Genomic DNA, 23,355 nt, shown 5'->3' on the forward strand with positions numbered 1-23,355 from the left:
AACCCCTCTGCGATACACTTAAGAAAAAGGCGGGTAGCAGAGGGCTTTTATGAAACCGCAAATTGAAGTGATTCATGGCGATATTACGACCCAGCATGTCGATGTCATCGTCAATGCGGCCAATCCTTCCCTGATGGGGGGAGGCGGGGTTGACGGTGCTATTCACCGCGCTGCCGGACCGCAGCTGCTGGAAGCCTGTAAAATCGTGCGTCAGCAACAGGGCGAATGCCCGCCGGGCCATGCGGTGATTACGCTTGCGGGCAACCTTCCGGCCAAAGCGGTGATTCACGCCGTTGGCCCAGTATGGCAGGGCGGCGACCACCATGAAGCGAGTCTGCTGGAAGAGGCATACCGAAACTGTCTACGGCTTGCCGCCGACAACGGCTACAAAACGATGGCGTTTCCGGCAATTAGTACCGGCGTGTATGGTTATCCTAAGGCGGCAGCGGCGACCATCGCGGTAGAAACCGTTTACCGCTACCTGTCGCTGAAACCGCTGCCAGAGAAGGTGACCTTTGTCTGTTTTGATGAAGACACCCTGCATCTGTATCAGCGGTTGTTGGCGCAGCGCAGACAAGCGCTGGAGAGTTGAAACAAACGTGGCGCACCGTCAGTGCGCCACGCTGCTCAGGCAGTTTTCGTCTGGGGTTTGCCTGAAAACAGGAAACGCAGGAGAGGGATCCGCAGATGGATCTCGTAGAGCACGATCGCCACGCCCACTACAAACACCAGTCCGGTAAAGAAGCCCAGCGTGTTAGAGGCGATATGCGGCGTGATGTAAGCCCCAAAGAACAGCGTCAACGGGTGATGCACCAGATAGATAAACAGTGAAGCATTGACGAAGTAGGTCACGCGGCTGGACTTAAAGTTCAGCAAGCGGTGGCCGAGTGCGAACACCACATTCACCATCCACAAGCCCAGCAGCATAGTGATCACGCTTTCCGTTTCATACATCCAGGCGTCGCCGCTACCGTAGCGCTGGTTCAGCAGATAGGCCGCAAACGCGAAGGCGGCACCCACTGCGCACCACGGTGACGGTGTGGTAAACAAGGCTTTAAGCTTCGGATAAATAAACGCCAGTGCGCCAATTAAAAAGAACGGAATGTAGAACAGCGACTGCATCACCACAAAATTAAACAACCCGTCGCTCAGTATCGGTGGGTAGACGATAAACAGAGTGCGTCTCACGGCGGCATAAGCAACGCCAAGCAGCAAAAAGAGCACCGACAGTTTGCCCAGCGTGACGTTGGCGAAGAAGGCGTCAGCGGTCGTGCTTAAATGACGGCGCAGACGGCTAAAGATCACCAGGCTGACCGTGGTCAGTACCACCAGTACGAGCAGGAACCAGAGGTGAGACACCAGTTCCCAGACCAGCGTATTGTACTTTTCATACAGCGTAAGATTCGGCCAGTTCTCTGCTTTGCCTTTAACATACTGCAGCATAATGAACTGCGGCAGCGTCAGCAGCGGGATGGCGGTCAACATAGGAATACCCACGCGCTCTACGCGGACTTTCCACCAGCGCTTCAGCGGATAGCGTAAAAAAAGCATGTAGGAGAAATAGCCTGAAATGACAAAAAACACCTGCATACGGAAGGCGTGAATAAAGTCATTAAACAGCGTGAGCCACCAGGAGGGCATCTGGCTATTAACATGCCACGTGTGGCTGGAGTAAATCAGTGAAATGTGAAAGGGGATCCCCAATAGCATCAGCCATGCCCGGATCGAGTCGAGGAAATATTCACGTTCTGTTGGTGATGTGCTCATATAACTTTGTGCATTCTCAGACTTTTCGTCTTATCCCTAAGACTCATAATGGTTACATTCGACGCCAACCCTACACCAAGACCGACACACTGTCTCCAGGATAAGCACGCAAAGTGAATCGCGGGTTCTTTCATTTGCTTAATCCATGAGCCAGTAGCTGAACAAAGCAGTGATTATGTTGTCGGATTGCCTGAGTTTCCATTAAAATGGATCGGATCGATATAAGCACACAAAGGGGGAAGTGCTTACTTATTATGAAACATAAACCACAGATGATGAAAATGCGTTGGGTGGGTGCTGCAGTCGTGTTATCACTGTATACCTCATCGGCACTGGCCTTTAACATCGACGATGTCGCAAAACAGGCAAAATCGATGGCAGGCAAGAGCTACGAAGCGCCGAAAAGTAACTTGCCCTCCGTTTTCCGCGACATGAAGTATGCGGACTATCAGCAGATCCAGTTCAATCACGATAAAGCGTACTGGAACAACATTAAAACCCCGTTCAAGCTTGAATTTTATCATCAGGGTATGTACTTCGACACGCCTGTTGCGATCAATGAAGTGACGGCGACCGCGGTACGTAAGATCAAGTACAGCCCGGATTACTTCAATTTTGGCAATGTGCAACACGACAAAGATACGGTGAAAGACCTGGGCTTCGCAGGCTTCAAGGTGCTTTACCCGATTAACAGCAAAGATAAAAACGACGAAATCGTCAGCATGCTTGGCGCCAGCTACTTCCGCGTGATTGGCGCGGGGCAGGTGTATGGGCTTTCTGCGCGTGGTCTGGCCATTGATACCGCGCTGCCATCAGGTGAAGAGTTTCCGCGTTTCCGCGAGTTCTGGATTGAACGTCCAAAACCAACGGACAAACGTCTGACTATTTATGCGCTGCTGGACTCCCCGCGCGCAACCGGTGCCTATCGCTTTGTGATTATGCCGGGTCGTGACACGGTCGTTGACGTGCAGTCTAAAGTCTATCTGCGTGACAAAGTGGGCAAACTGGGCGTTGCGCCGCTGACCAGTATGTTCCTGTTTGGGCCAAACCAGCCGTCGCCGGCAACCAACTACCGCCCGGAACTGCATGACTCCAATGGTCTGTCTATTCATGCCGGTAACGGTGAGTGGATCTGGCGTCCGCTGAATAATCCGAAACATCTGGCAGTAAGCAGCTTTGCGATGGAAAACCCGCAGGGCTTTGGCCTGCTGCAGCGTGGCCGTCAGTTCTCTCGCTTTGAAGATTTGGACGATCGTTATGACCTGCGTCCAAGCGCCTGGGTTACGCCGAAAGGCGACTGGGGTAAAGGCAAGGTAGAGCTGGTTGAAATTCCAACCAACGACGAAACCAACGATAACATCGTCGCTTACTGGACGCCGGATCAACTGCCGGAAGCCGGCAAAGAGATGAACTTTAAGTACACCATTACCTTCAGCCGCGACGAAGATAAGCTGCATGCGCCGGATAACGCGTATGTGATGCAGACTCGCCGCTCAACGGGTGATGTGAAGCAGTCTAACCTTATCCGTCAGCCTGACGGTACCGTGGCGTTTGTCGTGGACTTCACAGGCCAGGATATGAAGAAACTGTCTCCGGATACGGCGGTGTCGGCTCAGGCCAGCATTGGTGATAACGGTGAAATCGTTGAAAACACGGTGCGTTACAATCCGGTAACCAAAGGCTGGCGTCTGACCCTGCGCGTGAAAGTGAAAGATCCGAAACAGACCACTGAAATGCGTGCTGCGCTGGTCAGTGACGATCAGCCGCTGAGTGAAACCTGGAGCTATCAGCTACCTGCCAATGAATAATACATCTGAATATATTGATGCCATGCCGCTGACGGATATCGAAAAAGCGGCGCTGCCTAAGAGCGACATCCGCGCGGTTCACACCGCGCTGGATGGTGAACATCGTCAGTTTTCCCGTGATGATGATACGCCGCTGGGGTCAGTAAAAGCGCGTCTGGAGCAGGCATGGCCAGACTCGCTGGCAGAAGGGCAGTTGATTAAAGACGACGAAGGACGCGATCAGCTTCAGGCGATGCCGAAGGCGACGCGTTCCTCTATGTTCCCCGATCCATGGCGCACCAACCCGGTTGGCCGCTTCTGGGATCGCCTGCGTGGGCGTGATGTGACGCCGCGCTATCTGTCACGCCTGACGAAAGAAGAGCAGGCCTCTGAGCAGAAATGGCGTACCGTGGGGACTATTCGCCGTTACATCCTGCTGCTTCTGACGCTGGCACAAACGGTTGTCGCGACCTGGTACATGAAAACCATTCTGCCTTACCAGGGCTGGGCGTTTATTAACCCAACGGACATGATGGGCCAGGATCTCTGGGTCTCCTTCATGCAGCTACTGCCTTATATCCTGCAAAGCGGCATCCTCCTGCTGTTTGCGGTTCTGTTCTGCTGGGTTTCGGCAGGTTTCTGGACCGCGCTAATGGGCTTCCTGCAATTGCTGATGGGGCGGGACAAATACAGCATTTCAGCGTCAACGGTCGGGGATGAACCCCTCAATCCTGAGCACCGTACCGCGCTGATCATGCCTATTTGTAACGAAGACGTTGACCGCGTATTTGCGGGCCTGCGTGCGACCTGGGAGTCCGTCAAGGCGACCGGCAACGCGGCGCATTTCGACGTCTATATTCTGAGCGACAGTTACAACCCGGATATCTGCGTTGCAGAACAAAAAGCGTGGATGGAGCTGATTGCAGAAGTGCAGGGCGAAGGCCAGATCTTCTACCGTCGTCGTCGCCGTCGTGTGAAGCGTAAAAGCGGTAACATCGATGACTTCTGCCGTCGCTGGGGTAACCAGTACAGCTACATGGTGGTGCTGGATGCGGACTCCGTCATGAGCGGTGACTGCCTGAGCGGTCTGGTGCGTCTGATGGAAGCCAACCCGAACGCGGGGATCATTCAGTCTTCGCCAAAAGCGTCCGGTATGGACACGCTTTATGCGCGCTGCCAGCAGTTTGCCACCCGTGTTTACGGGCCGCTGTTTACTGCCGGTCTGCACTTCTGGCAGTTGGGTGAATCGCACTACTGGGGTCACAACGCCATTATTCGCGTGAAGCCGTTCATTGAACACTGTGCGCTGGCGCCGCTGCCAGGTGAGGGTTCGTTTGCCGGTTCTATTCTGTCGCATGACTTCGTGGAAGCTGCGCTGATGCGTCGTGCGGGCTGGGGCGTCTGGATTGCCTACGACCTCCCGGGATCGTACGAAGAGCTGCCACCGAACCTGCTGGATGAGCTCAAGCGTGACCGCCGCTGGTGTCACGGCAACCTGATGAACTTCCGCCTGTTCCTTGTCAAAGGGATGCACCCGGTTCACCGCGCGGTGTTCCTGACGGGCGTGATGTCTTATCTCTCTGCACCGCTGTGGTTCATGTTCCTTGCGCTCTCTACTGCATTGCAGGTCGTCCATGCTTTGACGGAGCCGCAATACTTCCTGCAACCGCGCCAGCTGTTCCCGGTGTGGCCGCAGTGGCGTCCGGAGCTGGCAATTGCGCTGTTTGCGTCTACCATGGTGCTGCTGTTCCTGCCTAAGCTGCTCAGTATCATCCTGATCTGGTGCAAAGGTTCGAAAGAGTACGGCGGTTTCTTCCGCGTGACCCTTTCACTGCTGCTGGAAGTGCTGTTCTCTGTGCTGCTGGCACCGGTGCGTATGCTGTTCCACACCGTGTTTGTGGTCAGTGCGTTCCTGGGCTGGGAAGTGGTCTGGAACTCACCGCAGCGTGATGACGACTCCACGCCGTGGGGCGAAGCCTTCATGCGTCACGGTTCTCAGCTGCTGCTGGGTCTCGTGTGGGCGGCGGGCATGGCCTGGCTGGATCTGCGCTTCCTGTTCTGGCTGGCGCCGATTGTCTTCTCGCTGATCCTGTCGCCGTTCGTCTCTGTGATCTCCAGCCGTTCAACGGTGGGACTGCGGACTAAACGCTGGAAACTGTTCCTGATCCCGGAAGAGTACTCCCCGCCGAAGGTGCTGGTGGATACCGATACCTATCTGGAGCAGAACCGCAATCGCACGCTGGATGATGGCTTTATGCACGCCGTGTTTAACCCGTCATTTAACGCCCTGGCAACAGCCATGGCGACGGCGCGTCACCGTGCAAGTCATGTGCTGGAGATTGCCCGCGATCGTCACGTTGAGCAGGCGCTTAACGAGACGCCGGAAAAACTCAACCGCGACCGTCGTCTGGTGCTGCTGAGCGATCCGGTCACGATGGCAAGGCTTCACTATCGCGTATGGTCCGCTCCGGAAAAGTATTCTTCGTGGGTGAACTACTACAAAGACGTGAAGCTGAATCCGCTTGCACTGAAGGCGAAGTAAGTTGTTAACCAGGGCGGGTAAGCGTAGCGCCACCCGCCAGATAAAAATACCGGCTTAATCGCCGGTATTTTTTTAGAGGTAACTTATGAGAATAATCATCGTCGTCCTGATGGCATGCCTGCTTAGCGGCTGCGGCAGCATCATCAGCCGCACTATTCCAGGGCAGGGCCATGGGAATCAGTATTACCCGGGTGTGAAATGGGATGTGCGTGATTCCGCGTGGCGCTACCTGACCGTGCTCGATCTGCCGTTTTCGCTGATTTTCGACACGCTGTTGCTGCCCATCGATGCCAGCCACGGCCCGTACGAGTAGCGTAAATCAACGCTCGTCCCACTCATCGGCTGCGGTTTGACCTTCTTCCGTATCCAGCGGGGGTTCGAGCTGAAATTCGCCCTCATCCCACTCGTGCAGGGTGTTCTCTTCCAGCCACTCCTGCCGTAACTCGATTTCGTCATAATCACCATCAAAGACGGCCTGCGCGCCTTCACCGCTCAGGACCGGCAAACATTCCCCTTCTTCACCTTCATCAGCAAAGAATTCGGCCTGCCACATAATATCCCCGTCCTGCAGAACGTATTTTTGGATATTAAGTTGTTGCACGTCAGCATCTTCTTCCTCAACACCGGGATTGTCGGCGAGGAACTCTTCGCGAGCGGCATCAATAGCTTCTTCCAGCGTGGCGTACATGGTCATTGGTGTCTCCCTGTTTTCCAGAAGGTTTCAGGGAAAGAATAGCTGAAGATCGGATTCTGCAAGTATGAATGCGAAAATAAGCCGTCAGGCTTTCGCCTTATTCTGTCGTGGGGCGTAACGCGCGGGATAAACTGAACCACGAATACATCGCGTTGAACAACACCACGCCCGCCGTCACGATAAAGACGGCGCGGAAACCAAAGCTGGCGGATATACCTGCACCGAGAAGCGGTCCGGTCACATTACCAATATCGCGAAATGACTGGTTATAGCTAAAAATACGCCCCGCAATCTGGTTCGTGGAGTTGTAAACCAGCAGGGTCTGTACGGCGGGCAGTAACGCCCCGTCGGCGGCGCCCAGTAAAAAGCGCAGAACCCCCAGTTGCCACGGAGAGTGCACCATCGACATGGGGACAAGCAGCAGGACGGAGATCACCAGCGCGCAGATCAGAATTTTTTCCGGGCCCACCCGATCCCCCAGCTTGCCCAGCCTCGGGGCGCTAAGCAGCGCCGCCACGCCGGGCACGGAGGCAATCAGCCCGCTGATAAAGGCGATGTTACTGACATCACCCGCCAGGTCACGCACGTAGAGCGTCAGAATTGGCGCAATCGAGCCGGTAGCGACCTGAATAATCATTGTCGTGACGAACAGGCTCAGCACCAGTCTGGGATTCTTAAGCGAGGTCAGCACGTCTCTGGCATGGAGCATCTCTTTTTTGGCGACAGGCGTGAAGTTCTCACGGATACAGAGCAGAGTGACGATAAAGCACAGGAACAGCACGCTGGCGGTGATGAAAAAGACCGGGCGCAGGCCGTAATTATCCGCCAGCAGTCCTCCGGCCAGTGGCCCCAGCAAGGCGCCACTTACGCCACCGGTGGAGAGCGTCCCAAGCGCCCAGCCGCTCTTATGGCGCGGAATTTGCGTGGCAATCAGGGCATTCGCATTGGGAATAAATCCGCCCAGTAAACCCAGCAATGCCCGCAATACCAGGAACTGCCAGACGGTTTGCGCGACCCCCATCAGCGCCATGATGATGGCCATCCCCAGCGCAGAACGTAACAGCATAATTTTTCGGCCCTTGCGATCGGCAAGTCCACCCCAGAAGGGTGAGGCAATCGCGGAGAAGAGAAACGTAATGCTGAAGACCAGTCCAGACCACATATTGAGCGCGCTGTGGCCCGTCACGCCCAGTTGTTCGACGTAGAGCGGCAGGAAAGGCATAACCAGGCTGAACGCCGCACCGGTAAGAAAACAGCCAAGCCACGCAACCGTGAGGTTACGTTTCCAGTTTATGGGGGCATCTGAGGGTGACATAACATTCCGCATAATGAGGTGCTGAGCACCTGAGGCATAAAGTAATAAGCCTGCTAATTATGCGCCTGGGTTATGATTGCCGCAATGCGGAAGCGCTTTTAAAGCTAAAACAGGAGGCGGCCCGAATGGGGCCGCATGAGGATCAATAGCGGGACGGTGTGCCCTGTGGTCGCGTTTTAAAGCGGCGATGCAGCCACATATACTGCTCAGGGGCCAGCATGATGCACTTCTCTACAACGCTGTTCATCCAGCGCGCGGTGGTTTCTGCATCGTCTAACGGCGGCGTGAGCTCCGGTTCGAGCATCATCAGCTCGTAGCCTGAGCCATCCGGCATACGGCGGGGCACAAAGGGGACGATGGCGGCTTTGGACATCCGTGCCAGCATCCAGGTGCCGGTGGTGGTGGCCGCCTCTTCAACGGCGAAGAACGGCACAAATACGCTCGACTGCGGACCGTAGTCGTGGTCGGGAGCATACCAGACCACTTCACCGGATTTAAGGGCGCGGATCATGCCCTTCAGATCCTTACGGTCGATCATGCTTTTATTGGAGCGCATACGGCCGTTGGTCTGGATGAGATCGATAACCGGGTTGTCGTTTGGACGATAAACACCGATGCCGGGCGCCTGCATGCCAAACATCCGCGCCCCGATCTCCAGCGTCAGAAAATGAACCCCGATCAGCAGAACGCCGGTCTGGTTAGCCTGAAGCGTATGCACGGGCTCCATGCCGGTTCCCGTCACTTTGCTCCAGCGCGCCATGCGCTTATCTGACCAGAACCACGCCATACCGGTTTCCATGAGCCCCATACCGACGGATTCGAAATTCTTCGTGACCATATCGTGGCGCTCTGCCTCGCTCATCTGCGGGAAGCACAGCTCAAGATTTCGGTACGCGATGCGCGCCCGACGCTTCATGAACGTTAGCGCGATTCGGCCTAACGATTTACCTAACCGGAAGATAACAGGGTAGGGAAGCTGTACCAGTAGCCATAAAAAGCCAATGCCAAGCCAGGTCATCCAATAGCGAGGGTGCAAAAGGGCGACGGTAAATTTGGGTAACTGGGTCATGTCTTTCCTGTGTTCAAACGTCCTGTTTCGCTATTGTCGCATTTTTTGAGACGTTGCCAAAATATCTGCCAACGAAACCTGTACGACGAGAGCAATTGTTAAACCTGATTAATCAGGGTGTGTGAAATGTAGCGTAAATTGTGTGGATGTAAATTGGTTTTGTTTGCTATATGATGCCGACCGATTTTTCATTCTCTCTAACGATTCCAGGACTGTACACCATGCCAGTGTTACACAACCGCGTGTCGAATGAGATGTTAAGAGCGCGTATGTTGGCTGAAACCGAACCGCGCACAACCATCTCTTTCTATAAATACTTCACGATCGACGATCCGCAGGCGACCCGCGATGCGCTTTATCAGGCTTTCACAGCCCTGAACGTTTTCGGGCGCGTCTACCTTGCCCGCGAAGGCATCAACGCGCAGATTAGCGTACCGGAAAGCAAAGTCAGCGCTTTCCGCGAGTGTCTTTATCGCTTCGACCCCGCTCTCGACGGCTTACGCCTGAACATTGCCCTGGACGATGACGGGAAATCCTTCTGGGTGCTGCGCATGAAGGTGCGTGAACGCATAGTGGCGGACGGTATTGACGATCCTGAATTTAACCCGGCGAACGTCGGTGAATATCTGAAGGCCGCGGAAGTGAATGCGATGCTGGACGATCCGGATGCCGTGTTCATTGATATGCGTAACCACTATGAATACGAAGTGGGGCATTTCGAGAACGCGATGGAAATCCCGGCCGATACCTTCCGCGAGCAACTGCCCAAGGCGGTTGAGATGATGCAGGAACATAAAGATAAAAAAATCGTTATGTACTGCACCGGCGGCATCCGCTGTGAGAAAGCCAGCGCGTGGATGAAGCATAACGGCTTTAATAAGGTCTGGCATATTGAAGGCGGCATTATCGAGTACGCCCGCCGCGCGCGCGAGCAGGGTTTACCGGTGCGTTTTATCGGGAAAAACTTTGTCTTTGACGAGCGTATGGGTGAGCGTATCTCGGAAGACGTTATTGCCCAGTGCCACCAGTGCGGTGCGCCGTGCGATACCCATACCAACTGTAAAAACGACGGTTGCCATCTGCTGTTCATCCAGTGCCCTGCCTGTGCCGAGAAGTTTAACGGTTGCTGCAGTGAACTGTGCAGTGAAGAGAGTATTCTGCCGGAAGAAGAGCAGCGTCGGCGTCGTGCGGGACGAGAAAACGGCAATAAGATTTTTAATAAATCACGCGGCCGTCTGAATACCAAACTGGGTATTCCCGACCCGGAATGATAATAACGCCCGGCAGGCGAGATCCTGCCGGGCGAATCTATTATGACTTCTGCTGCACACCTTCAACAGAAATAACCAGCTCAACATCCTGAGACGCCGGACCCAAATCCGTTGTGATATTAAAATCTTTCAGGTGAATTTTTCCTGCCGCTTCAAAACCTGCGCGTTTACCCCCCCACGGATCGTCACCCTGGCCGATCAATTTTGCATCCAGAGTCACGGGTTTCGTAACGCCATTCAGGGTAAGATTACCGGTAATATTCAACTTATCACCGTCTTTTTTCACGTCCGTAGAGGTGAAGGTCGCTTTCGGGAATTTAGTGACGTTCAGGAACTCTGCGCTGCGCAGGTGTTTATCGCGCTCAGCATGATTGGTGTCAACGCTGTTCGTATTAATGGTCACATTGACTTTATCCGCCGCAGGATTTTTCTCGTCAAAGGTGAATGTGCCGTCAAAATCTTTAAAGGTACCGTACAGCCAGCTGTATCCCAGATGCTGAATACGGAAATTGACGAACGCGTGCTGGCCCTCTTTATCAATTTTATAATCCGCCGCCACGGCGGAACCGGTGGTGAATAACAGAGAGCCCAGTGCGATACCCAGCAGGTGTTTTTTCATTTTATACTCCAGAGTCAATTGACGAGCGGCCAAGCATGCGCTTGAGCGTATCGTCTTTATCAATAAAGTGGTGTTTAAGGGCGGCAAGCCCGTGCAGCACGGACAGGATCACCACGCTCCAGGCAAGCCAGAGGTGGACCACCCCCGCCGTGTCGGCCTGAACCCCAGCATCACTGAGCGTTGCTGGCACCTCGAACAGACCAAAAACGCTGATCGGCTTGCCGTCTGCCGTCGAAATGAGATAGCCGCTGATCAGAATGGCGAAGAGCAGCGCATAAAGCGCAATATGCGCGGCGACAGCACTGAAACGGGTCAATTTACTGTGGGTCTTCGGTGCTGCAGGTGGCGGGGAGATATGTCGCCATATCACGCGGAAAATCAGCCCCAGCATCAGCAAAACGCCGATGCTTTTATGCAACTCCGGCGCCTGGTGATACCAGCCGTCGTAATAGCTGAGCGTGACCATCCAGAGTCCAAGTCCGAACATGCCATAGACGGCAATGGCAAATATCCAGTGCAAACTTATGGATATTATTCCGTAGCGCCGGGAGGAGTTACGCAATTGCATCAGAATGTCCATTTTCAAATTAACCGAAACGTAAAAATGAACGGGAAGGCAAGATATTGCAACTGAAATAAGAGTATATGGATTTTTATTTTATTTATTTCAGCAATTTTGAAAAGGAACCGCAAAGGTAATTCAAAGGCTTCGTGCAAGGCGCAATAAGCAGGGGGAAAGAGATTAAATAAACATAAAGTAACGTCAATAAATGTCAGTCAACGCTTTCAATAAAATACAATGTAAATAAAATCAACGATCGCAAGTAGTGCCCACAGTAAGATATAGAGCATAAAATGTTCGCGAATATTATCGACGAGAAAACTCACGATCCTGCGCATAATGCCCCATGATTCACCGTAAAGAAAACGGGCCCCGAACTGTCCGGAGCCCATAGCGATTATCCGTTAAAACGCGCGAGTGAGAAGGGCGTCAGATCAAACTGAGGCGTGATACCCTGAGCAAATTGCGCGGCGATTTCACCCAGCACGGAAGCGAACTTAAATCCGTGTCCGCTCAGCCCGGTAATGAGCAGAGTGTTGTCATGTCCTGGCAGCGTATCAATGATAAAGTCTTCATCCGGCGTGTTGTCGTAGGTGCAGGCCGCGCCGTAGAGCAGGCCACCCACGCCCGGGAGAATATTGCGCAGGAACGAGAAGGCTTCTGAACCATCCTGCGGACAAGCACCAAACGGTTTACGCTCGTCAGGTGAGGAGATAACTTGCCCCCCGTTGTGTTTTCCAATCTTGAGCGCGTCTTTTTCGGAAGGGAAACCGTAGAACTGATCGCCATTGGGCAACTCGCCGGTGAACGCCGGGAATTTATTCTGGGCACTGTAGCGACCATCCGACTGGAACCACGAAAAGACCTTACGCACGGGCTGGATCGGCAGGTCTGGCAGCAGGCGGGTGACCCAGGTTCCAGCGCTGATAAGCAAACGAGACGCCGAATATTCACCGTCCAGAGTCGTTACCGTCACGCCATCTGCGTTATGCGTGATGGCCTCCACCGGACAGTTAAACAATTGCGCACAGCCCGCTTTGGCGGCAAGGTCGATCCAGGTTTTGATGGCGGTTTCACAGTGCAACACCCCGGAGTTGGCTTCAAAGAGGCCAATATAATCGTCCGGGACGGTAATTTCTGGCCAGCGCGCGGTGATAGCCGGCGCGTCCAGCTTCTCAACCTCCAGATTAAAGGCCTTTGCGCTGCGTTCCACATTAGCCAGAAATTCCGAACGGGCCGGGCCAAGATTGATGACGCCCGTACGTTCGAAAATGCGCTCTTCAGTCTCTTTAGCCAGCGCGTCCCACAGCGTCTGGGCACGAAGCACCAGCGGAACATAGCGTTCCCCCTCGCCATAGGCATGGCGAATGAGACGCGTGTCGCCGTGGTGGCTACCTTCGCTATGGGGCGGCAGGTGAGAGTCAATCATCAGGACATTGAGTCCTGCCTGTGTCGCGTAATACCCGGCGGCCGATCCTACGGAGCCACTGCCAATAATGATTAGGTCATATCTCATATGCATCTCGTCACGTACGTTTTTTTTAGCAGAGTAATTAACAAAGCGGGTGCAAACAAGCGGGAAATAAATAAGGCACCGCGTGGGTGCCTGTTGAAAGAAAAGTGAGCATTCGGTTAGTGCCGTTTATACTCATTTTCCTGATAGTCGCCAGATTCTATTTTTGCAATTCCTGCCTCTAAAATAGAAATAAACTGACGGGCGACGTCTGTCGTAAGCCACAGCGTCTGTCCAACTTCCGCTTCTTCACGGTTCAGCTGATTTGGGGTCTGGTAGTGCAAACGCAGCATCAGTGCATCGTAGCTGTCTACGGTACTGATATCCCAGCCAACGAGTGGGTGGGTCTGGATGACTTCGCTATTCTTTTCCATTATAACCCCCATAATGCGTGTTAGAAGACAACGACTTCGAGGTTCAATGCATGTTTTTCTGAAAGCAACTTCAGTATACAAGTAATAAGGGTTCCTAAGGGAAAAATAAACAGCTAGCAACACATTTTTCTGCTTTTTAGGATTGTTCGAGCAATAAAACACCATCTTGTTCACGATTTTTAAAGAAGTTGCCGAATTATTTTGAACTTTCTGGAATTTCAGGCAAAAAAAAGCCGGGGCGACCCGGCAAAAAACACAATGAGGGAGCAGTGTTAATCTGTGATGAACCAGTCGTCCGCGCTCTCCCACGTTTCCTGCAGGATTTCGCTGATGCGATCTTTATCTTCTTTTGCACCGCCAATGACGGAAAGGTTGTTCGCCGCGGCGTAACGAACAGTGACGGCGCCTGCATTGTCGGGGAAGGTGTTATGAATACGACGGGATAATTCGCCTGCCAGTGCGTCAAGCGCGCCAGCAGGCAGAACGGTAGTTTTGGCTATGGTGACTTCAATACGCATAAATGCCCCCTGTGTAATATACTGTTTATTTATACAGGTATATTGTTCGTTTGACAACAAGGGGCGTTGATTATTTAGCGTTTTACCGTCCAGTTGACGGTTTCGCCTGCCAGGAAGGGGATCAGCGTATCATCCGTCAGGGCAATGGATGCCTCCACCTGGCTCGCTTTGCGCTCCAGTTCAATGAACGTGTCATTGACCGGCAGGCCGTAAAAGCGCGGGCCGTTGAGGGAGCAGAACGCTTCGAAATGTTCCAGCGCGTCCATCTCTTCAAATACCGTTGCATAGCTGGCAAGGGCCGTAGGGGCGTTGAAACAGCCTGCGCAGCCGCAGCTCGCCTCTTTACGATGGCGGGCGTGAGGCGCGGAGTCTGTGCCGAGGAAAGCGCGTGAGAAACCGCTGGCAACCAGTTCGCGCAGCGCCTGCTGGTGAACGTTGCGCTTAAGGATCGGCAGGCAGTACAGGTGAGGGCGTACCCCGCCTACCAGCATGTGGTTACGGTTAAACATCAGATGCTGTGGGGTGATGGTGGCGGCAATCAACTCGTTGCCGTCACGCACATATTCTGCGGCGTCTTTGGTGGTGATATGTTCAAAGACCACTTTAAGCGCAGGCAGGCGCTGACGCAGCGGTTCCATCACGGTCTCGATAAAGCGGGCTTCACGGTCGAAGATATCAATCTCGGCATGCGTGACTTCGCCGTGTACCAGCAACGGCATGCCCAGTTTCTGCATACGTTCCAGCACCGGCATGATGGCATCAATGCTGGTGACGCCGTGGCTGGAGTTGGTGGTGGCGTTTGCAGGATAGAGTTTCGCCGCCGTAAAAACGCCTTCGTTAAACCCGCGCTCAACTTCGTCCGGATCGAGAGAATCGGTCAGATAGCAGGTCATCAGCGGGGTGAAATTATGTCCAGCCGGGACGGCATTCAGAATGCGCTGGCGGTAGGCAATCGCGGCATCGACGGTGGTGACTGGCGGAACCAGGTTTGGCATGACAATCGCGCGGCCATAAATTTCACTGGTATAAGGCACGACGGTTTTCAGCATATCGCCATCGCGCAGATGGATATGCCAGTCGTCAGGGCGGCGGATTTTAAGAACCTGGGGTTGTGCAGTCATGGAAGCTCCGGCTTGTCAGGAATCAGTCATAAGGATGGCTGTTTTTGCCGGACACAAATCATAAGCGGAAACGTTTTCGTTTGCACACTTTTCCGTAAAAAAAGGGCGCCGCAGCGCCCTTCAGGTTAATCGGTGAAAGGAATGATGATTTCTCCCGGTTTCACCTCTATCCCTTTTGCGTATTTTTTCGCAAGGGCTTCACCCTTACTTTTGTCTTCGCTCAAGACATACGCCGGTTGCTGATTGAAATAGTTACGCAGCGACTGGTTCAGATAGGGCATCAGGGTTTGCAGAACCGGTGCCATCTTGTCCGGTGAAACCTGCGCATCGACTACTTCCATCTCCTGCAGGAAAATCGCGCCCTTCTCTTTGTTGAAAACCGGAAGTGCCTTCAGCTTGAGCTTGATGTTGGCTTTCTGGTTGCCAAAAAGGGAGGTCATATCAAGGCTGGCATCCCCGGCGAGGGTGACTTTGTTGGGCTCTTCACGACCAATCTGGCTGGTGAGATTGGTGAGAATGATATGCGCATCGGCAAGGCCTGGCACACCAATGTCTTTGGAGAAATTGTTATGTTTTTCCAGCGCCTGATTAATTTCCTGTTCACTGACGGTGTATTGCGTAAGCTGATTGCAGCCCACCAGCAGGCCGCTAACGATAAATGCGGCGGCAATGACAATTTTCTTCATGGTGTTCCTCAACGAAAAATCGGCGCTTCTGTCCTGTAGCGTCAGTATGTCAGTGTGAAATGGCAGAAACCAGCAGAAAATACTGAGAAGTGAGGCGGGAGAGTTCTCCCGCCAACGAGAAGGATTATGCGCCCGGCTCGAGCATACCGCTCGCGCTGCGCTTCTGGCTGAACTGCCACCAGAGGGCCAGTAACGTCATAAAGCCCACTGCGCCGAGCATCATCCACGGCAGTTCCGGTTGATTCAGCGCTTTACCGGCATCGAACAGCCAGCCGCCGCCGGTGTAGCCTAACGCGCCACCAAAGGCCAGACCGAGTCGGCTGAAGCCCATATAGCTGCCGCGGGCACGCGCGTCCGCAAGCGAGGCGCTCAGCGTTTCCCGGGCGGGCTCGGCGATGATGGAGCCGATATAGAAGGTGCAAATCAGCGTAAACAGCTGCTGGAGCGAGCTCACCAGACCGATCGGCATCATGCTCAGCGTCATCAGAAACAGCCCGGCCATCAGGCGATGTTCCAGGCGAAAACGCCGTTCGCTCCAGCGGGCGATGGGGTAGAGCAGCGTCAGTGACAGGCAGGCTTCAATGGCGTACATCCATTTAACGGCAGCAGGCGTGCCCGCAATATCGTTTACCATGATCGGCAGCATCAGCATCACCTGCACGGCCAGCATGTAATACCCGGTCAGGGTCAATACGTAGGTGACAAAACGCTTGTCGCGAAGAACGCGACCTAGCCCCTCGCGCACCGGCGCTTTTACCGTCGACAGTTTCCAGGCGGGAAGATAGAGACCGTTAAACAGCGCGCACAGAATAAAGAGTACCGCCCCGGCCGCACAGACCAGACGGAAATCGTACTGCAGCAGCCAGCTTCCCAGCAATGCGCCAACCACCGCGCCGGCACTGTCCTGCATCATCAGAATGGAGAAGAAACGCCCCCGGTGCTGCGGGCGAATCAGCTTCACCACCAGCGCGGTACGGGGCGGGTCAAACAGCGTGCCGCCGATACCGGAGAGGAAGCAGGAAAACCAGAGCAGCCAGGGCTCGTGGGCAACGGCCATCGTGGCAAAGCCTGCCGCGCGGAGCAGCATACCGGTCACGATCATCGGTTTAGCGCCAAAGCGGTCAGCGATCGCGCCGCCAAAGACGCCCAGACCCTGCTGGACAAACTGACGCAGTCCCAGGGCAATACCGACCATTACCGCCGCCCAGCCCATTTGATCGACAAAGCGGATCGAGATGAGAGGGAACACGACAAAAAAGCCGAGCACGACCAGCATGTTATCGACTAACAGGAAATATTTACCCAGGCTCCTCGCCTGTGATACGCGGGACATTTTCCCTCCAGGGAAAATAAGAAGGTGAGCACGCTAACATTCTGCGGTGTCGCCACGTTTTTTCCCACCCCTGGACGCGACAATATTTTTTTATCAAAAGGGTGCTTTGATAGAGAGTTTTCATTGAAAAAGGTGAAAAGAGGTGAAAATGGTATGTCACTGTTTTCACAGACGGCACGGGCGCAGGTATAGTAAAGCTAATGGGCAAGCAGAAGTGACGGGAAGGAGTGGTATTGATGTTTGGCTATCGCAGTAATGTGCCAAAAGTGCGTCTGACAACGGACCGGCTGGTCGTTCGTCTGGTGCATGAGCGTGATGCCTGGCGTCTGGCGGATTATTACGCCGAGAATCGCCAGTTTTTGAAACCCTGGGAACCCGTTCGGGATGAGAGCCATTGTTACCCCTCCGGCTGGCAGGCGCGCCTCAGCATGATTGCGGAATTTCATAAGCAGGGTAGCGCGTTTTATTTTGCGTTGCTGGATCCAGAAGAGAAAGAAATTATCGGGATCGCTAATTTCTCGAATGTGGTGCGCGGGTCGTTTCACGCCTGTTACCTTGGCTACTCCATCGGTCAGAAATGGCAGGGGCAGGGGCTGATGTACGAGGCGTTAACGGCGGCAATCCGCTATATGCAACGTACGCAACACATTCATCGCATTATGGCGAACTATATGCCGCATAATCAGCGCAGCGGAAATTTACTGGCGCGCTTAGGGTTCGAGAAAGAAGGTTACGCCAAAGACTATTTGTTGATAGACGGCGAGTGGCGTGACCACGTGCTGACGGCGTTAACCACCCGTGACTGGACTGCAGGTCGTTAAGGAGAAAAGATGAAGTATCAGCTAAACGGTACAGAAGCGCGCGTGATTGGGTGCTTACTCGAAAAACAGGTCACCACGCCGGAACAGTATCCGCTTTCTGTTAACGCCGTGACCATGGCCTGTAACCAAAAAACGAACCGTGAGCCGGTGATGAACCTCAGCGAGCATGACGTTCAGGACGTGCTGGATGCGCTGGTAAAACGCCACTATCTGCGCACCGTCAGCGGCTTCGGTAACCGCGTGACCAAATACGAACAGCGTTTCTGTAACTCCGAATTTGGCGACCTGAAGCTGAGCAGCGCCGAAGTGGCGGTCGTTACTACGCTGCTGTTGCGCGGGGCGCAGACGCCTGGGGAGCTGCGCACGCGTGCTTCCCGTATGCATGAGTTTAGCGACATGCAGGAAGTTGAGCAGACGCTGGAGGGGCTGGCCGCACGTGAAGATGGCCCGTACGTTGTCCGTCTGGCCCGCGAGCCGGGTAAACGTGAAAGCCGCTATATGCATCTCTTCTGCGGTGACGTTGATATTTCAGTTACGTCTCCTGTAACCGATATAACAACTGGCGATGACGATTTGGTTGCCCGTGTGGAGGCTCTGGAAGGTGAGGTTGCCGGGTTGAAACAACGTCTGGATGCATTACTGGCACATTTGGGAGACTGACGGTGAAAAAATTACGCATTGGCGTCGTGGGGCTGGGCGGAATAGCGCAAAAAGCCTGGCTACCGGTTTTAGGGGCTGCGACCGACTGGACGCTACAAGGCGCATGGTCTCCTGGCCGTGAAAAAGCAGAGCGTATCTGCGCAACCTGGCGCATTCCGTATGCCGCCTCGCTGCAGGATCTGGCCCGGGAGTGTGATGCCGTCTTTGTGCATACCTCCACGGCCACCCACTATCAGGTGGTCAGCGAGCTGCTCAATGCGGGCGTCCACGTCTGCGTGGATAAACCGCTGGCGGAAAACGTGCAGGACGCCGAACGCCTGATTGATCTGGCGGCGCGTAAAAACCTGACCCTGATGGTGGGGTTTAACCGCCGCTTTGCGCCGCTTTACCAGCAGCTGAAAGCGCAGTCCGGCAATATGGCTTCGCTGCGTATGGATAAGCATCGTACCGACAGCGTAGGACCGAACGATCTGCGTTTTACCCTTCTTGATGATTATCTTCACGTGGTGGATACCGCGCTGTGGCTGAGCAACGGTAATGCACAGCTGAAAAGCGGCACCCTGGTCACTAACGAACGGGGGGAGATGGTGTACGCGGAACACCATTTTGCCGTTGAGCATCTTCAGATTACCACCAGTATGCACCGTCGTGCGGGCAGCCAGCGTGAGTTCGTTCAGGCCGTCACCGACGGTGCGCTGTATGACATTACCGATATGCGCGAGTGGCGCGAAGAGAAGGGCAATGGCGTTGTTACGCCTCCTGCACCCGGCTGGCAAAGTACGCTTGAGCAGCGTGGTTTCGCAGGATGTGCCCGTCACTTCATCACCTGTGTGCAAAATCAGACGGTTCCTGAAACGTCCGGCGAGCAGGCCATTCTGGCGCAGCGCATTGTGGAAAGGCTCTGGCGCGATGCCATGAGTGAATAATTCGCTGTAACATCTGCCGATAGTAATTCGACGAAATCCGGTTAGACTAAGCGCCGCTTGTTGGCTTTGCCGGGTGGCGCTTACGCTAACCCGGCCTACAAATCCGTATGGTTCTGGAAATTCACGTTAATGAACTTATTAAAATCGCTGGCGGCAGTCAGCTCGATGACCATGTTTTCTCGCGTGCTGGGCTTTGCACGTGACGCGATTGTGGCAAGGGTTTTTGGTGCAGGAATGGCGACGGACGCCTTTTTCGTCGCGTTCAAATTGCCAAATCTGTTGCGTCGTATTTTTGCGGAAGGGGCATTTTCGCAGGCATTTGTGCCTATTCTCGCGGAATATAAAAGCAAGCAGGGCGAGGATGCGACCCGCGTTTTTGTCTCTTACGTCTCTGGGCTACTGACCCTGGCGCTGGCCGTGGTGACCGTTATCGGGATGCTGGCCGCGCCGTGGGTGATTCTGGTGACCGCCCCCGGTTTTGCCGATACGGCTGATAAATTTGCACTGACCTCGCAGCTGCTGCGCATTACCTTCCCCTATATTCTGCTGATCTCGCTGGCCTCGCTGGTGGGGGCGATACTGAACACCTGGAACCGTTTCTCCGTTCCGGCGTTTGCGCCGACGTTCCTTAACGTCAGCATGATCGGTTTTGCCCTGTTCGCCGCGCCGCATTTCAACCCACCGGTACTGGCGCTGGCCTGGGCGGTAACCGTGGGCGGCGTGCTGCAGCTGGCGTATCAACTGCCGCACCTGAAGAAAATCGGTATGCTGGTGCTGCCGCGCATTAATCTCAAAGATGCCGGCGCGATGCGCGTGATTAAGCAGATGGGGCCCGCCATTCTTGGCGTCTCCGTCAGCCAGATCTCGCTTATCATCAACACCATCTTTGCCTCTTTCCTGGTGTCGGGCTCTGTGTCGTGGATGTACTACGCGGACCGTCTGATGGAGTTTCCATCCGGTGTGCTGGGCGTGGCGCTGGGGACCATCCTGCTGCCGTCGCTGTCAAAAAGCTTTGCCAGCGGCAACCATGATGAATACTGCCGCCTGATGGACTGGGGGTTACGTCTCTGCTTCCTGCTGGCATTGCCAAGTGCGGTGGCGCTGGGGATTCTGGCCAAGCCGCTGACGGTGTCCCTGTTCCAGTACGGTAAATTCACTGCCTTTGACGCCGCGATGACCCAGCGGGCGCTGATTGCCTACTCCGTCGGCTTGATGGGGCTGATTGTCGTCAAGGTGCTGGCTCCGGGGTTCTACTCGCGTCAGGACATTAAAACGCCGGTGAAAATTGCCATTGTGACGCTGATTATGACGCAGCTGATGAACCTGGCGTTTATCGGCCCGCTGAAGCATGCCGGTCTGTCGCTGTCTATTGGTCTGGCGGCCTGTCTGAATGCCGGGCTGTTGTACTGGCAACTGCGCAAGCAGGATATCTTTACGCCGCAGCCGGGCTGGGCGAGCTTCCTTGTGCGGTTGATTATTGCAGTACTGGTGATGTCTGCGGCATTACTCGGGATGATGCATGTTATGCCAGAGTGGTCCCAGGGCACGATGCCTTATCGTCTGATGCGGCTGATGGCCGTGGTGGGCGTCGGGGTGGTAGCTTACTTTGCCACGCTCGCCGTACTGGGCTTCAAAGTGAAAGAGTTTGCCCGCCGTACGGCATAAACGCCAAAAGGGGAGTTCACCTTAGGGTGCTCCCCACTACATGATTTGTCGCAGATGCGTCAAATCGAAATCTTTTTCACACCCGCAATGCGCGCCGTCGCTGTCTGACCATCCGCACCGTACAGTCCGGTTTCTTTATGCGGCTTCAACACTTCAAGCGCCTGCTGATTACGCTCTATCTGGCCTTCAAGCAGCCAGCCGTTATGCTGGTTGAGGTCGCGCAGGTGCTGGGTTTTTTCCGTTATGGTCTGCCAGCGCTCAACAATATCGTCATTGGCGCTGCGCTTAGGATCCTGCTCAGCGCGTCGTTGCTGCTCCAGATAATCCAGCGTCGCCAGAAGCGAACTCTTATCCTCAGTAATCCGCTGCAGCGCACTGCCGTTGATGTTACCGGAAGAGAGGTGCTGCTGTTCAGCGTCCATTACCGTTTTCAGGTCGTTCAGGACAACCGTCATGTGATCCAGTATTTCTGACAGTCGACTCATACGGTTAGTTACTCTGTAAGAAACTCTGTGCTTCCTGAATCAGGGCGTCAGCGATTTTGCTGGTGTCCATTTTCAGCTCGCCGTTACGAATTGCCGTTTTCAGCGCTTCCACACGTTCCATATTGATATCGTTGCTGCCGGGCTGCATCAGTTTTGCCTGGGCATCGCTCAGCGTCACGCTGGTGCTGTTAGACGTTGACGGTTTTTCCAGACGCGTTTTCTGAGGGGTAGCGTCATTCGTTTCGCGAGGCTGTACAGCGCTTACCGGCTTCAGGGCTGATGTACGATCAATGCTCATAGTGTTGTCCTCATCGAGGGTTCGCGGCGTTTGCGCCTGACATCATCATTAGTTGAATATTTATCGGCACGCGCCGCGAAATCTTTAAAAAGATTATAGGTTAATCAGAATATTCCCATCAGAATCGACGGTTCCGCTCACCACCTGGCCTGAGGACATTCTGACGCGGGCGTTTTGCGCGACCGCGGCATTGTTTAACGCTTTCCCTTCACTGTTGATGCTAAAGCCGTCTCCGTTGGCCACAACCATCACCTGCTGTCCCGCTTTGACACGCCATGCCTGGCGCAGCATTGAAAGCTGAATCGGCTGGCCTGGCGCAACATCGCGCAGGCTGACGGCATCCTGTGCCTGGTTCATTTCCAGCATTGTCCGTGGCGGGAGCTGATCCAGGCGCCCGCGCTTCAACGTCACGCTGTTTGCCTGCAGCAGGCTGCCACGCGCAATAGGCACGGCGGCAACAACATAATTGCCCGTCGCCTGAACGGCAACCTGTAAATAGCGTTTTTCGTTGGCGCAGCGAGCCAGCACGTTCACATTGCCCCACAGCTTCGTGGTTCCCGTGACGCTGAATGACGGTTGCTCACAGGTGGGGTACAGATTCGGGGGCGTACGTACGGTAACGGTAACGTCATCGCTAAAGCCTGCCAGCTTTTGGGCAAAGAAAGCCGTTAACTGATCCTGTAAACCTTCAGCCTGCACCAGAGGGCTAAACAGCAAGAAAGCCGCCACCAGACCACGTTTTAACGTTTGCATCGCAAGTTCCACCGTTTCCAGAGTTGACTGAATTCTACCTGCAGTGGTTTTGCATCAACGGAATAAATAGCGACGCATTTTGCGCTTATTCCGTCGATAGGGGAGACCGGGTGAGATTTAAGCTGTGAACTGAAATTTTGCCATCAGCGGAGGAGACATGCTCGATAAACTCGACGCCGCGTTACGTTTTCAGCAGGAAGCGCTCAATTTACGCGCCCAGCGGCAGGAGATTTTAGCCGCCAACATCGCTAACGCCGATACGCCCGGGTATCAGGCGCGCGATATTGATTTTTCCAGTGAACTCAAAAAGGTGATGGAGCGTGGACGTGCCGAAGGAACGGGTGTTGCACTTGCCATGACATCCTCTCGCCATATTCCTGCTCAGGCGATGACCGCGCCAGCGACCGATTTACTTTATCGCATCCCCGACCAGCCATCACTCGACGGTAACACCGTGGATATGGACCGGGAGCGTACGCAGTTCGCCGATAACAGCCTGAAATACCAGACGGGCCTGACCCTACTCGGCGGACAAATCAAAGGCATGATGAACGTCCTGCAGGGGGGCAACTGATA

General features: G+C 54.3%; 26 protein-coding genes. 10 read left to right on the forward strand and 16 right to left on the reverse strand.

Going from position 1 to position 23,355, the window contains the following annotated elements:
* Positions 1–49: 49 nt before the first annotated feature.
* Positions 50–592, forward strand: a complete 543-nt coding sequence (gene ymdB, locus ACMGGM_RS21495; protein ID WP_014883339.1) for an O-acetyl-ADP-ribose deacetylase — start codon at positions 50–52, stop codon at positions 590–592.
* Positions 593–627: 35 nt separating this feature from the next.
* Here ymdB and mdoC read toward each other — a convergent pair whose 3' ends face one another.
* Positions 628–1,767, reverse strand: a complete 1,140-nt coding sequence (mdoC, locus tag ACMGGM_RS21500) for a glucans biosynthesis protein MdoC (RefSeq protein ID WP_023337083.1) — start codon at positions 1,765–1,767, stop codon at positions 628–630.
* A gap of 254 nt (positions 1,768–2,021) precedes the next feature.
* On the opposite strand from mdoC, the gene mdoG reads away from it, so the two are divergent.
* From mdoG to ACMGGM_RS21515, 3 genes are all read left to right on the forward strand, one after another.
* Positions 2,022–3,575 (forward strand): glucans biosynthesis protein MdoG, encoded by a 1,554-nt coding sequence (mdoG, locus tag ACMGGM_RS21505; protein WP_047343585.1) that lies wholly within the window; start codon positions 2,022–2,024, stop codon positions 3,573–3,575.
* Positions 3,568–6,096 carry a glucans biosynthesis glucosyltransferase MdoH gene (gene mdoH, locus ACMGGM_RS21510; protein WP_023338244.1) on the forward strand — a complete coding sequence of 843 codons (2,529 nt, stop codon included), beginning with the start codon at positions 3,568–3,570 and terminating at the stop codon, positions 6,094–6,096. Before mdoG ends, mdoH begins: the two co-directional genes overlap by 8 nt.
* Positions 6,097–6,181: 85 nt before the next feature.
* Positions 6,182–6,409 carry a YceK/YidQ family lipoprotein gene (locus ACMGGM_RS21515; RefSeq protein WP_014883343.1) on the forward strand — a complete coding sequence of 76 codons (228 nt, stop codon included), beginning with the start codon at positions 6,182–6,184 and terminating at the stop codon, positions 6,407–6,409.
* Between the two features lie 6 nt (positions 6,410–6,415).
* Here ACMGGM_RS21515 and ACMGGM_RS21520 read toward each other — a convergent pair whose 3' ends face one another.
* The 3 genes from ACMGGM_RS21520 to ACMGGM_RS21530 all read right to left on the reverse strand — a co-directional run bounded on the left by ACMGGM_RS21520 (position 6,416) and on the right by ACMGGM_RS21530 (position 9,174).
* Positions 6,416–6,790 carry a MysB family protein gene (locus tag ACMGGM_RS21520; RefSeq protein ID WP_008500834.1) on the reverse strand — a complete coding sequence of 125 codons (375 nt, stop codon included), beginning with the start codon at positions 6,788–6,790 and terminating at the stop codon, positions 6,416–6,418.
* Positions 6,791–6,887: 97 nt separating this feature from the next.
* Positions 6,888–8,105: a multidrug efflux MFS transporter MdtG gene (gene mdtG / locus ACMGGM_RS21525; RefSeq protein WP_213783678.1), complete on the reverse strand. Its 1,218-nt coding sequence runs from the start codon at positions 8,103–8,105 to the stop codon at positions 6,888–6,890.
* A 142-nt stretch (positions 8,106–8,247) separates the two neighbouring features.
* Positions 8,248–9,174: a Kdo(2)-lipid IV(A) acyltransferase gene (locus tag ACMGGM_RS21530; RefSeq protein ID WP_014883345.1), complete on the reverse strand. Its 927-nt coding sequence runs from the start codon at positions 9,172–9,174 to the stop codon at positions 8,248–8,250.
* A gap of 221 nt (positions 9,175–9,395) precedes the next feature.
* On the opposite strand from ACMGGM_RS21530, the gene ACMGGM_RS21535 reads away from it, so the two are divergent.
* Positions 9,396–10,445: a rhodanese-related sulfurtransferase gene (locus ACMGGM_RS21535; protein WP_014883346.1), complete on the forward strand. Its 1,050-nt coding sequence runs from the start codon at positions 9,396–9,398 to the stop codon at positions 10,443–10,445.
* Between the two features lie 40 nt (positions 10,446–10,485).
* On the opposite strand, the gene ACMGGM_RS21540 is transcribed toward ACMGGM_RS21535, so the two are convergent.
* From ACMGGM_RS21540 to mdtH, 9 genes are all read right to left on the reverse strand, one after another.
* Positions 10,486–11,064 (reverse strand): YceI family protein, encoded by a 579-nt coding sequence (locus tag ACMGGM_RS21540; protein ID WP_014883347.1) that lies wholly within the window; start codon positions 11,062–11,064, stop codon positions 10,486–10,488.
* A 1-nt stretch (position 11,065) separates the two neighbouring features.
* Positions 11,066–11,632: a cytochrome b gene (locus ACMGGM_RS21545; protein ID WP_045135501.1), complete on the reverse strand. Its 567-nt coding sequence runs from the start codon at positions 11,630–11,632 to the stop codon at positions 11,066–11,068.
* Between the two features lie 218 nt (positions 11,633–11,850).
* The gene (locus ACMGGM_RS21550) at positions 11,851–11,964 is read right to left on the reverse strand and encodes a YceO family protein (RefSeq protein ID WP_088127059.1); all 114 of its coding nucleotides are present in this window, start codon (positions 11,962–11,964) and stop codon (positions 11,851–11,853) included.
* 59 nt (positions 11,965–12,023) lie between these two features.
* Positions 12,024–13,142: an N-methyl-L-tryptophan oxidase gene (gene solA, locus ACMGGM_RS21555; RefSeq protein WP_014883350.1), complete on the reverse strand. Its 1,119-nt coding sequence runs from the start codon at positions 13,140–13,142 to the stop codon at positions 12,024–12,026.
* A 116-nt stretch (positions 13,143–13,258) separates the two neighbouring features.
* Entirely contained in the window at positions 13,259–13,513 is a 255-nt protein-coding gene (bssS, locus tag ACMGGM_RS21560; protein WP_008500827.1) for a biofilm formation regulator BssS, read from the reverse strand.
* A 272-nt stretch (positions 13,514–13,785) separates the two neighbouring features.
* Positions 13,786–14,031 carry a DNA damage-inducible protein I gene (gene dinI / locus ACMGGM_RS21565; protein ID WP_014883351.1) on the reverse strand — a complete coding sequence of 82 codons (246 nt, stop codon included), beginning with the start codon at positions 14,029–14,031 and terminating at the stop codon, positions 13,786–13,788.
* Between the two features lie 74 nt (positions 14,032–14,105).
* Positions 14,106–15,152 (reverse strand): dihydroorotase, encoded by a 1,047-nt coding sequence (gene pyrC / locus ACMGGM_RS21570; RefSeq protein WP_250365991.1) that lies wholly within the window; start codon positions 15,150–15,152, stop codon positions 14,106–14,108.
* A 125-nt stretch (positions 15,153–15,277) separates the two neighbouring features.
* Positions 15,278–15,838 (reverse strand): lipoprotein, encoded by a 561-nt coding sequence (locus ACMGGM_RS21575; protein ID WP_014883353.1) that lies wholly within the window; start codon positions 15,836–15,838, stop codon positions 15,278–15,280.
* 124 nt (positions 15,839–15,962) lie between these two features.
* On the reverse strand, positions 15,963–17,171 hold the full coding sequence (gene mdtH / locus ACMGGM_RS21580; RefSeq protein WP_014883354.1) for a multidrug efflux MFS transporter MdtH: 1,209 nt from the start codon (positions 17,169–17,171) through the stop codon (positions 15,963–15,965).
* Positions 17,172–17,407: 236 nt separating this feature from the next.
* Between mdtH and rimJ the strand changes: the two genes are divergently transcribed.
* The 4 genes from rimJ to murJ all read left to right on the forward strand — a co-directional run bounded on the left by rimJ (position 17,408) and on the right by murJ (position 21,243).
* Complete coding sequence (gene rimJ, locus ACMGGM_RS21585; protein WP_014883355.1) at positions 17,408–17,992, forward strand: ribosomal protein S5-alanine N-acetyltransferase; 585 nt, start codon at positions 17,408–17,410, stop codon at positions 17,990–17,992.
* A 9-nt stretch (positions 17,993–18,001) separates the two neighbouring features.
* On the forward strand, positions 18,002–18,652 hold the full coding sequence (locus tag ACMGGM_RS21590; RefSeq protein WP_047626780.1) for a YceH family protein: 651 nt from the start codon (positions 18,002–18,004) through the stop codon (positions 18,650–18,652).
* A gap of 2 nt (positions 18,653–18,654) precedes the next feature.
* Complete coding sequence (locus ACMGGM_RS21595; protein ID WP_023332686.1) at positions 18,655–19,578, forward strand: Gfo/Idh/MocA family protein; 924 nt, start codon at positions 18,655–18,657, stop codon at positions 19,576–19,578.
* A gap of 129 nt (positions 19,579–19,707) precedes the next feature.
* A complete protein-coding gene (gene murJ / locus ACMGGM_RS21600; protein ID WP_045269404.1) occupies positions 19,708–21,243 on the forward strand; it encodes a murein biosynthesis integral membrane protein MurJ in 1,536 nt (511 codons plus the stop codon).
* A 59-nt stretch (positions 21,244–21,302) separates the two neighbouring features.
* Here murJ and flgN read toward each other — a convergent pair whose 3' ends face one another.
* From flgN to flgA, 3 genes are all read right to left on the reverse strand, one after another.
* A complete protein-coding gene (flgN, locus tag ACMGGM_RS21605) occupies positions 21,303–21,728 on the reverse strand; it encodes a flagella biosynthesis chaperone FlgN (protein WP_014883359.1) in 426 nt (141 codons plus the stop codon).
* Between the two features lie 4 nt (positions 21,729–21,732).
* A complete protein-coding gene (gene flgM / locus ACMGGM_RS21610) occupies positions 21,733–22,026 on the reverse strand; it encodes a flagellar biosynthesis anti-sigma factor FlgM (RefSeq protein ID WP_014883360.1) in 294 nt (97 codons plus the stop codon).
* A 93-nt stretch (positions 22,027–22,119) separates the two neighbouring features.
* Positions 22,120–22,779 carry a flagellar basal body P-ring formation chaperone FlgA gene (gene flgA / locus ACMGGM_RS21615; RefSeq protein WP_045269405.1) on the reverse strand — a complete coding sequence of 220 codons (660 nt, stop codon included), beginning with the start codon at positions 22,777–22,779 and terminating at the stop codon, positions 22,120–22,122.
* Positions 22,780–22,936: 157 nt separating this feature from the next.
* On the opposite strand from flgA, the gene flgB reads away from it, so the two are divergent.
* Positions 22,937–23,353 carry a flagellar basal body rod protein FlgB gene (flgB, locus tag ACMGGM_RS21620; protein WP_014883362.1) on the forward strand — a complete coding sequence of 139 codons (417 nt, stop codon included), beginning with the start codon at positions 22,937–22,939 and terminating at the stop codon, positions 23,351–23,353.
* Positions 23,354–23,355 lie beyond the last annotated feature (2 nt).

The sequence above is a fragment of the Enterobacter sp. BNK-14 genome, assembly GCF_047456095.1.
Lineage (GTDB): Bacteria > Pseudomonadota > Gammaproteobacteria > Enterobacterales > Enterobacteriaceae > Enterobacter > Enterobacter kobei.

Bases quoted from the DNA above. Each gene is read 5' to 3' on its own strand.
- ACMGGM_RS21590 (WP_047626780.1), top strand. From the start codon at position 18,002: ATGAAGTATCAGCTAAACGGTACAGAAGCGCGCGTGATTGGGTGCTTA.
- mdtH (WP_014883354.1), bottom strand. From the start codon at position 17,171: ATGTCCCGCGTATCACAGGCGAGGAGCCTGGGTAAATATTTCCTGTTA.
- solA (WP_014883350.1), bottom strand. From the start codon at position 13,142: ATGAGATATGACCTAATCATTATTGGCAGTGGCTCCGTAGGATCGGCC.
- dinI (WP_014883351.1), bottom strand. From the start codon at position 14,031: ATGCGTATTGAAGTCACCATAGCCAAAACTACCGTTCTGCCTGCTGGC.
- murJ (WP_045269404.1), top strand. From the start codon at position 19,708: ATGAACTTATTAAAATCGCTGGCGGCAGTCAGCTCGATGACCATGTTT.
- mdtG (WP_213783678.1), bottom strand. From the start codon at position 8,105: ATGTCACCCTCAGATGCCCCCATAAACTGGAAACGTAACCTCACGGTT.
- ACMGGM_RS21530 (WP_014883345.1), bottom strand. From the start codon at position 9,174: ATGACCCAGTTACCCAAATTTACCGTCGCCCTTTTGCACCCTCGCTAT.
- ACMGGM_RS21550 (WP_088127059.1), bottom strand. From the start codon at position 11,964: ATGCGCAGGATCGTGAGTTTTCTCGTCGATAATATTCGCGAACATTTT.
- flgM (WP_014883360.1), bottom strand. From the start codon at position 22,026: ATGAGCATTGATCGTACATCAGCCCTGAAGCCGGTAAGCGCTGTACAG.
- bssS (WP_008500827.1), bottom strand. From the start codon at position 13,513: ATGGAAAAGAATAGCGAAGTCATCCAGACCCACCCACTCGTTGGCTGG.
- ACMGGM_RS21545 (WP_045135501.1), bottom strand. From the start codon at position 11,632: ATGCAATTGCGTAACTCCTCCCGGCGCTACGGAATAATATCCATAAGT.
- ACMGGM_RS21520 (WP_008500834.1), bottom strand. From the start codon at position 6,790: ATGACCATGTACGCCACGCTGGAAGAAGCTATTGATGCCGCTCGCGAA.
- flgA (WP_045269405.1), bottom strand. From the start codon at position 22,779: ATGCAAACGTTAAAACGTGGTCTGGTGGCGGCTTTCTTGCTGTTTAGC.
- flgN (WP_014883359.1), bottom strand. From the start codon at position 21,728: ATGAGTCGACTGTCAGAAATACTGGATCACATGACGGTTGTCCTGAAC.
- ACMGGM_RS21540 (WP_014883347.1), bottom strand. From the start codon at position 11,064: ATGAAAAAACACCTGCTGGGTATCGCACTGGGCTCTCTGTTATTCACC.
- mdoG (WP_047343585.1), top strand. From the start codon at position 2,022: ATGAAACATAAACCACAGATGATGAAAATGCGTTGGGTGGGTGCTGCA.
- ymdB (WP_014883339.1), top strand. From the start codon at position 50: ATGAAACCGCAAATTGAAGTGATTCATGGCGATATTACGACCCAGCAT.
- flgB (WP_014883362.1), top strand. From the start codon at position 22,937: ATGCTCGATAAACTCGACGCCGCGTTACGTTTTCAGCAGGAAGCGCTC.
- mdoC (WP_023337083.1), bottom strand. From the start codon at position 1,767: ATGAGCACATCACCAACAGAACGTGAATATTTCCTCGACTCGATCCGG.
- rimJ (WP_014883355.1), top strand. From the start codon at position 17,408: ATGTTTGGCTATCGCAGTAATGTGCCAAAAGTGCGTCTGACAACGGAC.
- ACMGGM_RS21535 (WP_014883346.1), top strand. From the start codon at position 9,396: ATGCCAGTGTTACACAACCGCGTGTCGAATGAGATGTTAAGAGCGCGT.
- mdoH (WP_023338244.1), top strand. From the start codon at position 3,568: ATGAATAATACATCTGAATATATTGATGCCATGCCGCTGACGGATATC.
- ACMGGM_RS21515 (WP_014883343.1), top strand. From the start codon at position 6,182: ATGAGAATAATCATCGTCGTCCTGATGGCATGCCTGCTTAGCGGCTGC.
- ACMGGM_RS21575 (WP_014883353.1), bottom strand. From the start codon at position 15,838: ATGAAGAAAATTGTCATTGCCGCCGCATTTATCGTTAGCGGCCTGCTG.
- pyrC (WP_250365991.1), bottom strand. From the start codon at position 15,152: ATGACTGCACAACCCCAGGTTCTTAAAATCCGCCGCCCTGACGACTGG.